The organism is Microterricola gilva (assembly GCF_004217495.1).
GTDB classification, from domain to species: Bacteria; Actinomycetota; Actinomycetes; order Actinomycetales; family Microbacteriaceae; genus Microterricola; species Microterricola gilva.
Genome location: NZ_SHLC01000001.1, coordinates 75180 through 89367 on the forward strand (window position 1 = coordinate 75180; position 14188 = coordinate 89367).

Annotated in this window: 12 protein-coding genes; 8 read left to right on the top strand and 4 right to left on the bottom strand. The window is 69.3% G+C overall.

Annotated features, from left to right (window positions below; genetic code table 11):
- Positions 1-9: 9 nt before the first annotated feature.
- The 4 genes from EV379_RS00345 to EV379_RS00360 form a co-directional block, all read right to left on the bottom strand.
- Positions 10-927, bottom strand: coding sequence for an ABC transporter ATP-binding protein (locus EV379_RS00345; RefSeq protein ID WP_130504407.1), 918 nt, complete (start codon positions 925-927; stop codon positions 10-12).
- The gene (locus EV379_RS00350; RefSeq protein ID WP_423203229.1) at positions 924-2012 is read right to left on the bottom strand and encodes a putative F420-0 ABC transporter permease subunit; all 1089 of its coding nucleotides are present in this window, start codon (positions 2010-2012) and stop codon (positions 924-926) included. Before EV379_RS00350 ends, EV379_RS00345 begins: the two co-directional genes overlap by 4 nt.
- The gene (locus EV379_RS00355; RefSeq protein ID WP_130504408.1) at positions 2005-3054 is read right to left on the bottom strand and encodes a putative F420-0 ABC transporter substrate-binding protein; all 1050 of its coding nucleotides are present in this window, start codon (positions 3052-3054) and stop codon (positions 2005-2007) included. The genes EV379_RS00350 and EV379_RS00355 overlap by 8 nt, the downstream gene beginning before the upstream one ends.
- A gap of 365 nt (positions 3055-3419) precedes the next feature.
- Positions 3420-4874, bottom strand: a complete 1455-nt coding sequence (locus tag EV379_RS00360) for an aminotransferase-like domain-containing protein (protein ID WP_242616167.1) — start codon at positions 4872-4874, stop codon at positions 3420-3422.
- 229 nt (positions 4875-5103) lie between these two features.
- On the opposite strand from EV379_RS00360, the gene EV379_RS00365 reads away from it, so the two are divergent.
- The 8 genes from EV379_RS00365 (at position 5104) to EV379_RS00400 (ending at position 14062) form a co-directional block, all read left to right on the top strand.
- On the top strand, positions 5104-5982 hold the full coding sequence (locus EV379_RS00365) for a nitrilase-related carbon-nitrogen hydrolase (RefSeq protein ID WP_130504409.1): 879 nt from the start codon (positions 5104-5106) through the stop codon (positions 5980-5982).
- Positions 5983-6010: 28 nt separating this feature from the next.
- Positions 6011-7474 carry a dihydropyrimidinase gene (hydA, locus tag EV379_RS00370; RefSeq protein ID WP_130504410.1) on the top strand — a complete coding sequence of 488 codons (1464 nt, stop codon included), beginning with the start codon at positions 6011-6013 and terminating at the stop codon, positions 7472-7474.
- A 47-nt stretch (positions 7475-7521) separates the two neighbouring features.
- On the top strand, positions 7522-8538 hold the full coding sequence (locus EV379_RS00375) for a TIGR03842 family LLM class F420-dependent oxidoreductase (protein WP_130504411.1): 1017 nt from the start codon (positions 7522-7524) through the stop codon (positions 8536-8538).
- Between the two features lie 2 nt (positions 8539-8540).
- A complete protein-coding gene (locus tag EV379_RS00380) occupies positions 8541-9560 on the top strand; it encodes an ABC transporter permease (protein WP_242616168.1) in 1020 nt (339 codons plus the stop codon).
- Positions 9557-10453: an ABC transporter ATP-binding protein gene (locus tag EV379_RS00385; protein ID WP_130504412.1), complete on the top strand. Its 897-nt coding sequence runs from the start codon at positions 9557-9559 to the stop codon at positions 10451-10453. The genes EV379_RS00380 and EV379_RS00385 overlap by 4 nt, the downstream gene beginning before the upstream one ends.
- A 50-nt stretch (positions 10454-10503) precedes the next feature.
- A complete protein-coding gene (locus EV379_RS00390) occupies positions 10504-11274 on the top strand; it encodes an ABC transporter permease (protein ID WP_130504413.1) in 771 nt (256 codons plus the stop codon).
- A gap of 167 nt (positions 11275-11441) precedes the next feature.
- Positions 11442-12599, top strand: a complete 1158-nt coding sequence (locus EV379_RS00395) for an ABC transporter substrate-binding protein (RefSeq protein WP_130504414.1) — start codon at positions 11442-11444, stop codon at positions 12597-12599.
- Positions 12600-12727: 128 nt separating this feature from the next.
- Entirely contained in the window at positions 12728-14062 is a 1335-nt protein-coding gene (locus EV379_RS00400) for an aspartate aminotransferase family protein (protein WP_130504415.1), read from the top strand.
- The last annotated feature ends 126 nt before the right edge of the window (positions 14063-14188 follow it).

Consider the following 14188-nt stretch of genomic DNA (forward strand, 5'->3'; position numbering starts at 1 on the left):
ATGCGCCGTTCACAGTGCGCCCTCCGTCCGAGTCGACCGGGGACCGGATTCAGCCGGCAGCGTCGCGAAGGCGAGCAGCGGGCGACCGGTGCGCGGGTGCTGCAGTACCGTCGCGTCGACGCCGTACACCGTGCAGATCAACTCAGCGGTGAGCACGGTGGCCGGTGGCCCGGCGGCAACGACCCGGCCGGCGGCGAGCACGATCACGTGGTCCGCGAACGCCGCGGCCAGGTTGAGGTCGTGCAGCGCGGCGAGGGCGGTGAGTCCGCGCTCGGTGAGACCGCTGACGAGCGTGAGCGTGTCGAGCTGGGCCCGGATGTCGAGGTGGTTGGTCGGCTCGTCGAGCAGCAGCAGCCGCGGCTCCTGGGCGAGCGCCCTGGCGAGGTTGACCCGCTGACGCTCGCCGCCTGAGAGCGTTCGGTATAGCCGCCCGGCCAGATCGAGGGCGCCGACGTCGGCGAGGCAGCGCAGCGCGAACGCGCGGTCGTCGCCGCCCGGTGCCGCGAAGAGGCTGCGGTGTGGCGTGCGGCCGAGCAGCACGGCATCCGTCACCGAGATCTCGAGCTGGCTGTCGGCGTGCTGCTCGGCCAAGGCCACGACGCGGGCCCGGCTGCGCCGTGAGGCGGTGTCGAGCCGTTCCCCGTCGAAGTGCACGGTTCCCGGTGGTGTCGGGACCTGGCGGCCGGTGCCGTCGGGGCTCAGCACCCCGGCGATCAGGTGCAGCAGCGTGCTCTTGCCCGCACCGTTCGGGCCGACGAGCGCGCCAAGGCGGCCGCTCGGCAGCGTGCAGTCGACGCCGTCGATCACGAGGCGGCCGGCGCGGGTGAGCTGCAGACGCTCGGTCTGCAGGCCGGGCGCCGCGGCATCCGCGAGCCCAGGGGACGCGAGCCCGGGGAGATCGGGCGCCGTTGTGCGTGTGATGGTCATTGCGTGCTCCGATTCTTGAGCAGGATCATGGCGAAGACCGGGCCGCCGACGATGGCCGTGAGGATTCCGACCGGCAGTTCGCGCGGGTCGAAGAGGGTGCGGGCGCCGGTGTCCATCCAGAGCAGGAAGATCGCTCCGGCCAGCGCCGAGAGCGGCAATAGGCCACGGTGGCCAGGGCCGATGAGCAGTCGAACGGCGTGCGGCAGCACGAGCCCGACGAAACCGATCGCGCCGCTGACGGCGACGAGGGCGCCGGTGAGCAGCGCGGTCGCGCCGAGCAGGATCCAGCGCACCGCCGTCACCGGAACGCCGAGCGCCGCCGCAGCCGTGTCACCGAAGGCGAAGGCGTCGAGCACGGTCCCGCTGAACAGCAGCGGAACGCCGACCACGAGCAGCGCGATGCCGGCGATCGCGACGGCCGGCCAGCGTGCGCCGGCCAGCGAGCCGAGGAGCCAGTTGAGGATCTCGCGGTAGCTGTCACCGGTGGCACTCCAGAAGATCACGAGGCTGGTCAGCGCACCGAAGACCGCCGAGACGGCGAGGCCGGCCAGGATCGTGCGGCTCGGGCTGAGGCCGCCGGCCGCACCGGCGAGCCCGAGCGTCGCGACGAGCGCGAGCAGGGCGCCGACGAAGGCCGCGATCGGCAGCGCGATCGCCGCGCCGAGCACGATCACGATGACGGCGCCGAGCGAGGCCCCAGAGCTCAGGCCGAGCAGATACGGGTCGGCGAGCGGGTTGCGCATGAGCGCCTGCATCACGGTGCCGCAGAGGGCGAGGCCGGCGCCGACCGCCGCGGCCGTGAGCACGCGGGGCAGGCGCAGCTCCCAGACGATGCCGTCGCGGAGGGCCGAGGGGGCTTCGACCCCGAACAGCTCGCCGAGGCCGAGGTGGGTGAGCACGCTCGCCAGCACCTCGCTCGGGCTGAGCGCGGCAGGGCCGATGGCGACGGCCAGCAGCACGGATGCCGCGAGCACCAGCGCGAGCACCCAGGCCACGAGCCCCGTGCGCCCGCGCCAACCCGCCCGGCGCCCGGTCTCGGGGAGCGGGGCGGTCAAGGCGGCGCGGGCCGGGGCGGTGTTAGTCACCGAGTGACTCCAACTGGGCGTTCAGCGTGGCGACGGCCTCGACGTTGCGTACTCCGGCCTCCCCGGCGGGGAACGGCACGATCAGGTAGTTGCCAGCCTGCACCGCACTGAGATTCGCGGTCGCCGGGTTCGACTCGAGCAGCCCGATCTTCGACTCTGCGGTGTTCCACGCGGCGTCGACAAGCACGATCACGTCGGGATCGGCGGCCACGATGGCCTCCCAGCCGAGCGGCGACCAGCTGTCCTGCACGTCGGCGGCGACGTTCTCAAGCTCGAGCGCGTCGAGGATCATCTGGGGCGCACCGATTCCGGCGCCGACGTACGGAGTGTCATTCCCGGAGCTGTACCAGAGGGCGCTGCGCCCGTCGCCGGCCGGCTCGACGGCGGCGAGCTCGGCGCGCTGCGCGGCGACGAGCTCCGCCGCGGCATCCTGCACATCGAAGATCTCGCCGATCTGCGTGATCTCGGCGAAGACCTCATCGAAGTCGAGCGGGTTCGGGCGGTAGGCCTCGCCCTTGCATGCGGCTGGCGACACGAGGCTGTTCACGCCGAGGGCGGCGAGCGTTGGGCGATCGCCCGCACCCTCCGCGCTGAGGTTGGACTCCCAGCCGGCGTAGACGAGATCCGGCTCGAGCTCGAGCGTCGCCTCCTGGCCGGGCACCTTGTCGCTGAGCACGGGGAGCGCGGCGGCCTCCGCCGCCCAAGCCTCAGCGGCCGGCCCATCGCCGAAGGCGGAACCGACGATGCGTTCGCCGAGGCCGAGCGCCAGCAGCATCTCGGTCGAGGTCGACTTGATGCTGACGACGCGCTCCGGAGCCGCCGTGAAGGTGACCTCGGTTCCGCAATTGTCGATCGTGAGCGGGTAACCGGTCTGGCTGGTGTCGGCCGGCTCGTCGGCCGCGGTGCCGATCGTGTCGGATGCCGGTGCGGCACAACCGGCGAGCAGGGCGAGCGTCGCGGCGGCGGTGACCGCGCCGGCCACGCGGCGGCGATGGGGGCGCGCGGCGCGCGGCGTAGCGGGGAATGGCGTGACGGGGAGCATGGAACCTCCGGACAGGGTGATGGCAGGGAGATCCGAACACAGTCGGTGACCTGCAGCCCAAATCCAGGCCGGCTCGACCCCGCCATGCAGGCGGGGGGTCGGGATCAGCCTAGAGGTTCCGCGCGGGCGGGCGCCAGCGCCAGCGCCAGCGTGCCCGAACTCGACGTATCGGCGCCCCGTCCGCCGCGAACGCCGCTGATTCTTCGAGTTCGTAGATCTCCGCCGGCCTCAAGCAGTCAGTGCGGGCGCCCTGGTGCAGCACCTCGCGGCATCCGAACTCGACGTATCGGCGGCCCACCCGTTGGAAACGCCGCCGATACTTCGAGTTCGGGGTCGGGTGCTGGGTGGGTGTCGGCGCGAACGGACTACGCCTCGAGCGTGTAGAACGCCGGTGGGCCAGGCAGTGCGGCGGCGGCCAGGGCCTCGGCGACCTCTGCAGCGTTGCCGCGCACCATGCCGGCCGTCACCCGCACGAAGCCGGGGCCGACCCCCGGCACCGAGCCGAGGCCGCGTGCCGTGCCGCTTCCCGCGCCAGCGTGCACGGCCCCGCCGGCGAGGAACGGCGAGCCGGGGGCCACACGGATGCCGACCGCCGCCAGTTGCACGAGGGCCGCGCGCTCGTTCGCGACGGGCAACCACAGGTTGATGCCGTCGGGCAGGGCGGTGCCCGGCTCGCCAGGGCCGGACGCCGTGTGCACCCCGCGGAGGGCGAGTTCCGCGCTCAGTGCCTTCTGCCTGGAGTAGTACTGGCGCCTGGCCTCCGTCACCTCGTCGAGCGCGGTGCCGTCGGTCAGCAGATCGGCGAGGATCCGCTGCACCATGCGGGAGGTCCAGCCCGGGCCGAGCATGCGCCGTGACACGATGCGGTCGATCAGCTCCGCCGGCCCGCCGAGGGCGGCGATGCGCAGATCGGGCCCGTGCGACTTCGAGAAGCTGCGCACGTGCAGCACCTGCGCCGGGATCCACTGGCCGAGACTCACCGGCGGCGCCGTGCTGATGGCGCCGGAGTGGTCGTCCTCGATCACCATCACCCGGCTGCCGTTGCGTGAGGCCGTGATCAGCCGCGCCAGCTCATGGGCGCGCTCGACGGGCATGGATGCGCCGGTCGGGTTCTGCGCCCGCGGCTGCAGGACGACGGCCGACGGCCCCTGCTTCAGCGCGGAGGCGAGTGAGCTCGGCACGATGCCGTTCTCGTCGATCGCCACGGGCACGACCGTGGCGCCGAGGGCGCTCACCAGGTCGAAGAAGGCCGGGAATCCGGGATTCTCGAGCACCACCTTGTCGCCGAAGCGCACAACGGCCTCGAGGCTGCGCGAGACGGCGTCGAGGGCGCCGTCCACCACGGTGAGCGATTCGGCGCGGTACGGCCAGCTCTCATCGAGCACCCGACCGAGCGCGGGGATCACGGGCAGCTCGTGGTAGCTCGCGGTCTCGGCGTGCACAGAGACGCGGGAGAGGGCGGGCCCGAGCGTCGGCAGCAGCAGCGGGTCTGGCGTTCCACGCGAGAGGTCGAGGTGGGCGGCATCCGGGGCCAGCTCGGCGCCTGCGGCCAGTCCGAGCATGCGCGGCGGCAGCCAGGCCCGCGGATGCTGGCGCACGAAGCTGCCCGCCCGACCGCGTGATTCGATCAGCCCGGCCTGGCTCAGCGCCTGCCAAGCGTGGCTGACCGTTGCCGGGCTCACGCCCAGCGTCGCACCGAGTTCGCGCACCGTCGGCAGCCGGTCTCCCGGCGCGAGTTCGCCGCTCGTGATGTGCCTGGCGATGGCCGCGGCGATGCCGCGCGGCGAAGAATCGCCGATCAGTTTCCAGATCTCATTCACGAAACTCTTGCCTCCCGGAGCTTTCGGCAACATGATGATTAACGCGTGTGTCACACAGTGAAACAAAAGAGAAATGTTTACGCCGAACAATAACAGAACGAGCAACGGAGCTCGGTTCGGCTCGACCGCTCGGCGTTGGTGACTCACACGATTTGCCACCGCCGGCACCCCGCAGTGCGAAGCGCACCGCGGCTCAAACCCAGTTTGATCAGGCGCAGTGGAGGCAAACATGACGGCAAACACGAGGACCGGCGACACCCCCAACATCGTTCGAGCAGCACTCACCCAGACCACCTGGACCGGCGACAAAGAATCGATGCTCGACAAGCACGAGCAGTTCGCCCGCACCGCCAAGGAGCAGGGCGCCGAGGTCATCTGCTTCCAGGAGCTCTTCTACGGCCCGTACTTCGGCATCACGGAGGACGCCAAGTACTACGACTACGCAGAGCCGGCCGACGGCCCGGTCGTGCAGCGCTTCGCGGCGCTCGCCAAGGAGCTCGGCATGGTGATGATCCTGCCGATCTACGAGGAGGACCAGCCGGGTGTCTACTACAACACCGCCGTCGTCGTCGATGCCGACGGCACGATCCTCGGTCAATACCGCAAGCACCACATCCCCCACCTCGACAAGTTCTGGGAGAAGTTCTACTTCCGTCCAGGCAACATGGGCTACCCCGTCTTCGACACCGCCGTCGGACCGATCGGCGTCTACATCTGCTACGACAGGCACTTCCCGGAAGGCTGGCGCGAGCTCGCCCTGAACGGCGCCCAGATCGTGTTCAACCCGAACGCCACGAAGCCCGGTCTCTCCAACCGACTGTGGGAGATCGAACAGGCGGCGGCGGCAGCGGCCAACGGCATGTTCGTCGTGGCGTCCAACCGCGTCGGCCGTGAGGACAACGAGTACGGCGACCTCGCCGTCACCTTCTACGGGCGCAGCCAGGTGCTCGACCCCCGCGGCAACTGGGTCGGCGAGCTCGGCTCTGACACCGACGAGGAGGTGCTCGTGCGCGACCTCGACATGAGCCTGATCCGCCAGGTGCGCAACGACTGGCAGTTCTTCCGCGACCGCCGCCCGGAGTCCTACACCTCGATCCCGAAGCCGTAATCGCGAGACCACACGCAAGGAGGATGACATGGCAACGACTCTCATCACCGGCGGCACGGTGGTCACATCGACGGGCAGGGCGGATGCCGATGTGCTCGTCGACGGCGAACGCATCGTCGCGGTGCTCCAGCGCGGCAGCGTGCTGCTCGGCACCGACCTGACCGCCGGCGTCGATAACGTGATCGACGCGACGGGCAAGTACGTGATTCCCGGCGGCATCGACGCGCACACGCACATGTCGCTGCCGTTCGGGGGCACGGCGGCATCCGATAACTTCGAGACCGGGACAAGGGCGGCGGCCTGGGGCGGCACGACGACGATCATCGACTTCGCCGTGCAGAGCCACGGCCAGAAGGTGCAGGACGGCCTCGCAACCTGGCACGGCATGGCGGCCGGCCAGTGCGCGATCGACTACGCCTTCCACCAGATCATCGGCGACGTGAACCCCGACTCGCTGGCGGCCCTCCGTGGGCTGCCGGACGAGGGCATCTCCAGCTACAAGATGTTCATGGCCTACCCCGGTGTGTTCTACAGCGACGACGCCCAGATCCTGCGGGCCATGCAGGTCGCGGCCGACACCGGCATGATGACGATGATGCACGCCGAGAACGGCCCGGCCATCGACGTGCTCGTCGAGCAGCTCCTCGCGCAGGGCAAGAGCGACCCGTACTACCACGGGGTCGCGCGCGCCTGGCAGATGGAGGAGGAGGCGACGCACCGCGCGATCATGCTCGCCAACCTCACCGGGGCGCCGCTCTACGTCGTGCACGTCAGTGCCAAGCAGGCCGTCGAGCAGCTGGCCGCCGCCCGCGACAACGGCCAGAACGTCTTCGGCGAGACCTGCCCGCAGTACCTCTACCTCTCGCTGGAGGACAACCTCGGTGCCAGCAGCGAGGAGTGGGGCAGCTTCGAGGGTGCCAAGTGGGTGTGCTCGACGCCGCTGCGTTCCAAGGAGGAGGGCCACCAGCACCACATGTGGCAGAGCCTGCGCACGAACGACATCCAGATGGTCTCCACCGACCACTGCCCGTTCTGCATGAAGGGGCAGAAGGATCTGGGCCTCGGCAACTTCTCCAAGATCCCGAACGGCATCGGCTCGGTCGAACACCGCATGGACCTGCTCTACCAGGGCGTCGTCGACGGCCAGATCTCTCTGGAGCGCTGGGTCGAGATCACGAGCACGACCCCGGCGCGCATGTTCGGCATCTACGGCAAGAAGGGCGTCATCCAGCCGGGCGCGGATGCCGACATCGTCGTCTACGACCCGAACGGCCACACCTCGATCGGTTACCCCGTCGACAAGGACGGCAACCCGACCGGGCGCAGCCACCACATGAACATGGACCACTCCGCGTGGGAGGGCTACGAGATCGACGGCCACGTCGACACCGTGCTCTCGCGCGGCAAGGTCGTCGTCACCGACCGGCAGTACGTCGGCGCCAAGGGCGACGGCCAGTTCGTCCGGCGCGGACTCAGCCAGTATCTGATCTAGGCAGTACCCGCACACAGCGCAGTCTTCGCACTCGGAAAGGGAAACAGATGGATTTTGGAGCGGTACTGCAGACCAACCCGCCGTCGGCACGCACGGTGCAGCTGGCCAAGCTCGCCGAGGACCACGGCTTCACCCACGTCTGGACCTTCGACTCGCACCTGCTCTGGCAGGAGCCGTATGTGATCTACAGCAAGATCCTGGCCGAGACGCGCAAGGTCATCGTCGGGCCGATGGTCACGAACCCGGCGACCAGGGACTGGACGGTCACGGCCTCAACCTACGCCACGCTCAACGAGATGTACGGCAACCGCACCATCTGCGGCATCGGGCGCGGCGACTCGGCCGTGCGCGTGACCAACGGGGCGCCGACGACGCTGAAGACGCTGCGGGAGTCGATCCACGTCATCCGCGAGCTGGCGAACTCGCGCCCGGTCGAGTACAACGGCGCGACGCTGCAGTTCCCGTGGAGCACCGGATCGACGCTCGACATCTGGGTCGCCGCCTACGGTCCGCTCGCGCTCAAGCTGGCCGGCGAGGTCGGCGACGGCTTCATCCTGCAGCTGGCCGACGTCGACATCGCCGCGTGGATGATCAAGACGGTGCGGGATGCCGCGGAGGCGGCGGGCCGTGACCCGATGTCGGTCAAGTTCTGCATCGCGGCGCCGATGTACATCGGCGACGACTGGGAGCACATGCGCGAGCAGTGCCGCTGGTTCGGCGGCATGGTCGGCAACCACGTGGCCGACATCGTCGCCAAGTACGGCATGCACGGCGACGTGCCCGAGGCGCTCACCGACTACATCGCGGGGCGCGAGAGCTACGACTACAACGAGCACGGCCGGGCGGGCAACACCCACGCCAGCTTCGTGCCGGACGAGATCGTCGACCGCTTCTGCATCATGGGAACGGCCAAGGAGCACATCGAGAAGCTCGAGGCACTCAAAGCGCTCGGCGTCGACCAGTTCGCCGGCTACCTCCAACACGACAACAAGGAGGAGACGCTGCGGGTATACGGGGAGACCGTGATCCCGGCGCTCAGCGAACACATCACGGCCAAGGCATGACGATGACCGTCTCCCCGATGGGTGACCAGCCGACCTCGCTGGCGGAGTCCGCTGCGCCGGTTGAGCCTGTCGAAACCCCGCGCGCCGACCTCGACCCGTCGACGGGCTCAGGGCGTGCCAGGCGGGGACAGCGCCGCGCCCCGGCACGTGGCGTGCGCGAGCTGCAGGCCTGGGGCTACGGCGCGCTCGGCCTCGCCGCGATCGTCGTCGTCTGGGAGCTGTACAAACTGCTCGCTCCGGCCGACGGCGTCGTGATCGGCGAGACCCGCGTGCTGCCGCGCACCACCGACCTGGCCATGCCGCACATCTGGGACATGCTCGCGCGCCTGTTCGAGCCCGTCACCCGCGCCGACGGCGCCGCGCCGCTCTGGGCGGCGGTCGGCGCCGGCGCACTCGTCACCCTCGGCATCGCCGCGGTCGGCTGGCTGGTCGGCCTCGTCGTCGGCATCGGCCTCGCCCTCGTCATGCTCCGCTGGCGGCTGGCCGAGTGGGGCCTGCTGCCCTGGATCATCCTCAGCCAGACCGTTCCGCTGATCGCCTTCGCCCCCATCGTGCGCAGCTGGGGCTCCCGCATCGAGATCGGCAGCTTCCACTGGGACGACTGGATGTCGGTCGCACTCATCGCCAGCTACCTGGCGTTCTTCCCGATCGCGATCGGCGCGCTGCGCGGCCTGCAGTCGCCGGACGTCATCCACCTCGAACTCATGCACAGTTACGGCATCGGCTGGTGGCGCACGCTGCTGAAGCTGCGGGTGCCGGCATCCGTGCCCTATCTGCTTCCGGCGCTGCGCCTCGGCGCGGCCAACGCGGTGATCGGTGCCGTCGTCGCCGAGGTGTCCACCGGGCTGCAGGGTGGGCTCGGCCGCATCCTCATCCAGTACGCCGGCCAGTCCAGCGGAGACCCGGCCAAGGCGTGGGGCCCGATCTTCGGCGCCATCGTGCTCGGCCTCGTCGTAGCGGGGTCGATCGCCCTGCTCGGCGTCTTTCTCAAGAACTATCGACGCGTGGAGGTCAACGCATGATTCAGCACCAGCCACAGGCCCGGGCCGCCGCCGTCACCGTCAGCGGCGTCGACAAGACCTTCGAGACCCGCAGCGGCCAGGTGCGCGCGCTGCAGGGCATCGACCTCACCGTGCAGGCCGGCGAGTTCGTGTCGCTGATCGGGCCGAGCGGATGCGGCAAGTCAACGCTCATGCGCATCATCGCCGACCTCGACCAGCCCACGGTCGGCAGCGTCGCGGTCTTCGGCAAGAGCGCCGGTCAGGCCCGCCTCGACCAGGACTACGGCATCGCATTCCAGCAGGCCGGACTGCTGCCGTGGCGCACCGTCGCCGCGAACGTCGCCCTCCCGCTGGAACTGCACGGCGAAGCCTCCGGAGCCCGGAACGCCCGCGTGGCCGAGCTGCTCGACATGGTCGGACTCTCCGAGTTCGCCGACCGCTACCCCGACCAGCTCTCCGGCGGCATGCAACAGCGCGTCGCGATCGCCCGGTCGCTCGCCGAGAGCCCGAGCCTGCTGCTGATGGATGAACCGTTCGGTGCACTCGACGAGATGACGCGCGAACGGATGCAGACGGAGCTCGTGCGCATCTGCGCCGAGACGAAGGCCGCCGTCGTGTTCGTGACCCACTCGATCCCTGAGGCCGTCTACCTCTCCGACCGGGTCGTCGTGATGTCGGCCAGGCCGGGTCGGATCCAACAGATCGTGCCGATGCGCCTCGGCGGCGGCGACCGCGCGGAGAGCCGCACGGAGGCGCTCAGAGAGGACACGAGCTACTTCGAGATGATCACGGCCGTGCGCGAGGCGCTGCACGCGGGCAACGCCGGGGGACTGGCCGGGGCGGCAACCGGGGGAGTCGCGACCGCCGGGCTCGGAACGGCGCCGGTCTCGGTGCGCGGAGCGGAGACGCGCTGATGAGTGCGGCCAGCGTCTCGCCAACGGCACCGGGCAGGAGCCGGGCGCCGATGAGCGCTCGCACCGAGGCGTGGCTGCGGGTGATCGCGCCGGTCTCGGTCGGCGTCTTCGTGCTCGGGCTCTGGCAGTTCCTGGTGAGCGTCGTCGGCGTCAGCGAGTACCTGCTGCCGAGCCCGGCATCCATCGCTGAGCAGTTCGCCCTGTACCTGCCGTCGATCCTCTCCGCCATGGCGATCACCGGCACGAACGCCCTGATCGGTCTGCTCGTCGGCTCGATCCTCGGCATCGGCTTCGCCGCCCTCGCCGCGAACTTCCGCCCGATCGACGGCATGAGCGCCCCGGTGGTCGCCTCGCTCGCGGTCATCCCGATCGTCGCGCTCGCTCCCGTGCTGAACTCGATGTTCGGCGCAGACAGCCAGTTCAGCCGGCAGGCCATCGCCGCGCTCGCCACCTTCGTGCCCGTGTTCATCAACACCCTGCGCGGCTTCCGCCAGACCAGGGCGGTGCACCGCGATCTGATGCGGGTGTACGCGGCGAGCTCCGGCCAGGTGCTGCGCACCGTCACACTGCCGACCGCCGCACCGTTCATCTTCACCGGCATCCGCATCGCGTCATCGCTCGCCGTGATCTCCGCGCTCGTCGCCGAGTATTTCGGCGGGCCGCGCGGCGGGCTCGGCGGGCTCATCTCCACCTCGGCGGCCTCGAGCGCCTACGCCCGCGCCTGGGCGTACGTCGTGGCATCCATCGTGCTCGGACTCGTCTTCTACCTGGCGACGCTGCTCCTCGAGCGTCTCGCCAACAGGCGGAGGGGCGGCTCCTAGCCGGCACAAGCGTCCCACCGCTCACAAGGCGACGGGCAGGCAACACAACTCAACAGTTACAACCCACTAGGCACAACCCGATCGGCACAAGCTACCGGGCACAACCCGATTGGCACGGTTCCACACGCAGCACCTCATGCATCACTGGAGCAGGGAAAGGACTGAAAATGAAACACAGCACACGTCGCATCGCGACACTGGGCGCATTCACTCTGTCGGCAGCGCTCGTACTCTCCGCGTGTTCCGGATCCGGCGACACCTCTGGCGGTTCAACGGAGGGCTCGGGTGGCGGCGAGCTCACCCCGGTCAAACTGCAGCTGCAGTGGCTTCCGCAGGGCCAGTTCGCCGGCTACTTCGCCGCCGCAGACCAGGGCTACTTCGAGGAGGAGGGCCTGGACGTCGAGATCATCCCCTCCGGCGGTGACATCGTCCCGCAGGACGCGCTCGCCAACGGCGACGTCGACTACGCGATCGCCTGGGTGCCGAAGGCGCTCGGTTCGATCGAGGCCGGAGCCGAGATCACCGACATCGCGCAGATCTTCCAGCGTTCTGGCACCCTCCAGGTGTCGTGGGCGGATTCCGGCATCGACTCGGTCGCCGACTTCGAGGGCAAGAAGATCGGCTCGTGGGGCTTCGGCAACGAGTGGGAGATCTTCGCGGCCATGGCAGCGGAGGGCCTCGACTCCTCGACCGTCGAGATCATCACGCAGGACTTCAACATGAACGCCTTCCTGCAGGGTGACATCGACGCGGCGCAGGCGATGACGTACAACGAGTACGCGCAGCTTCTCGAGGCGATCGATCCGGACACCGGCAAGCAGTACACGGATGCCGACTTCAACGTGATCAGCTACCAGGACACGGTCGGCGCCATGCTGCAGGACGCGATCTGGGCCGACAGCAACCGCCTCGCCGACGACGCCGACTACCAGGACACGACGGTCAAGTTCCTGAAGGCCGTCGTCAAGGGCTGGATCTACGCGGCGGAGAACCCGCAGGAGGCCTCGGACATCACCATCGCCGCGGGCTCCAGCTGGGGCCCGAGCCACGAGCTCTGGATGGTCAACGAGACCAACAAGCTCATCTGGCCGTCGCCGGACGGCATCGGCATGATCGATGAGTCCTCGTGGGACGCCACGGTGAAGGGCGCGCTCTCGGCCGTCAACGAGACCGGAGCATCGCCGATCACGAAGGAGCCGCCGGCATCCGCCTGGACGAACGACTGGATCACCAAGGCTCTCGATGAGCTGAAGGCCGACGGCGTCGACGTGACGGGCGACGGCTTCGAACCCATCGAGGTCACCCTCAACGAGGGCGGCAACTAGCAACAACCCGTCCGTTGGTCGAGTAGCGAGGAACGAGCGTATCGAGACCTGGTCACCAGGTCTCGATACGCGCCGCAGGCGGCGCTACTCGACCAACGGTAGTCACCACACGAAAGGCAACGCAGCCCATGTCTGAGCCGTCCGATTCCCAGACCAACCCCGATCTCGACTCCCTCACCGGGGAGCTCGACCAGCAGCATGTCTTCCATTCCTGGTCGGCGCAGGGTCCGCTCACGCCGTTCGTGATCGCCAGCGGCCGGGGTTCGCGGGTCTGGGACCATGCGGGCAACAGCTACCTCGACTTCTCGAGCCAGCTGGTGAATGTGAACATCGGCCACCAGCATCCGGCGGTCATCGGCGCCATCCGCGAGCAGGCCAGCCTGCTCGCCACCGTCGCACCGGCCACGGCGAACCTGGCGCGTGGCGAGGCGGCCAAACGTGTCGCCGCCCTCGCGCCAGACGGCTTCAAAAAGGTGTTCTTCACCAATGGTGGTGCGGATGCCAACGAGAACGCCATCCGCATGGCGCGCCAGTTCACGGGGCGAGACACCGTGCTCAGCACCTACCGCTCGTACCATGGCAACACCGGGGCCGCCGTCGTCGCGACGGGCGACTGGCGCCGCATCCCGAACGAGTTCGCCCGGGGACACGTGCACTTCTTCGGACCGTACCTCTACCGCAGCGAGTTCTGGGCGGACTCCCCCGAGCAGGAATCCGAGCGTGCCCTGCGGCACCTCGAGCGCGTCATCCAGAGCGAGGGTCCGTCATCGATCGCGGCCATCCTGCTCGAATCGATCCCGGGAACGGCCGGCGTGCTGGTGCCGCCGCCCGGCTACCTCGCCGGAGTGCGCGCGCTGGCCGACCGCTACGGCATCATGCTGATCTTCGACGAGGTCATGGCCGGCTTCGGCCGATCGGGGCGCTGGTTCGCCTTCGACGGGCACGACGTCGTGCCCGACCTCATCACCTTTGCCAAGGGCGTGAACTCCGGCTACGTGCCCACCGGTGGTGTCATCATCAGCGACCCGATCGCGCACTTCTTCGACGACCGGGTGTTCCCAGGCGGGCTCACCTACAGCGGGCACCCGCTGGCGATGGCCTCGATCGTGGCTGCACTCGACGCGATGGCCTCGGAGGGGATCGTCGAGAATGCGGCATCCGTCGGCCGGGATCACATCGCCCCGGCGCTCGCGGCCCTCTTCAACGACCACCCGATCATCGGCGAGGTGCGCGGCGAGGGTGTCTTCTGGGCGCTGGAGCTGGTCGCGGACCGCAGCACCCGCGAGCCAGTGAGTGCGGCCGTGATGGGGCGGATCAAGAAAGAGCTGCTCGCCCGCGGCCTGCTGCCGTTCCTGGCCGACAACCGCATCCACGTCGTCCCGCCGTGCGTCGTCACGCCGGAGGAGGTGGCCGAGGCCGCCGCCATCTACGACGAGGTGCTCTCGCTCGACCTCCTCTCGTGAACGACCGACCGCCAGCATCGGCGCCAATTCCATAGATTGCCTGACCTCGGGCTGCCGCCTTTCGCAACGCTTCGCGTTGCGCTGATTGAGCTTGTCGAAATCCCTCACACTTTCCACAGATAGGAC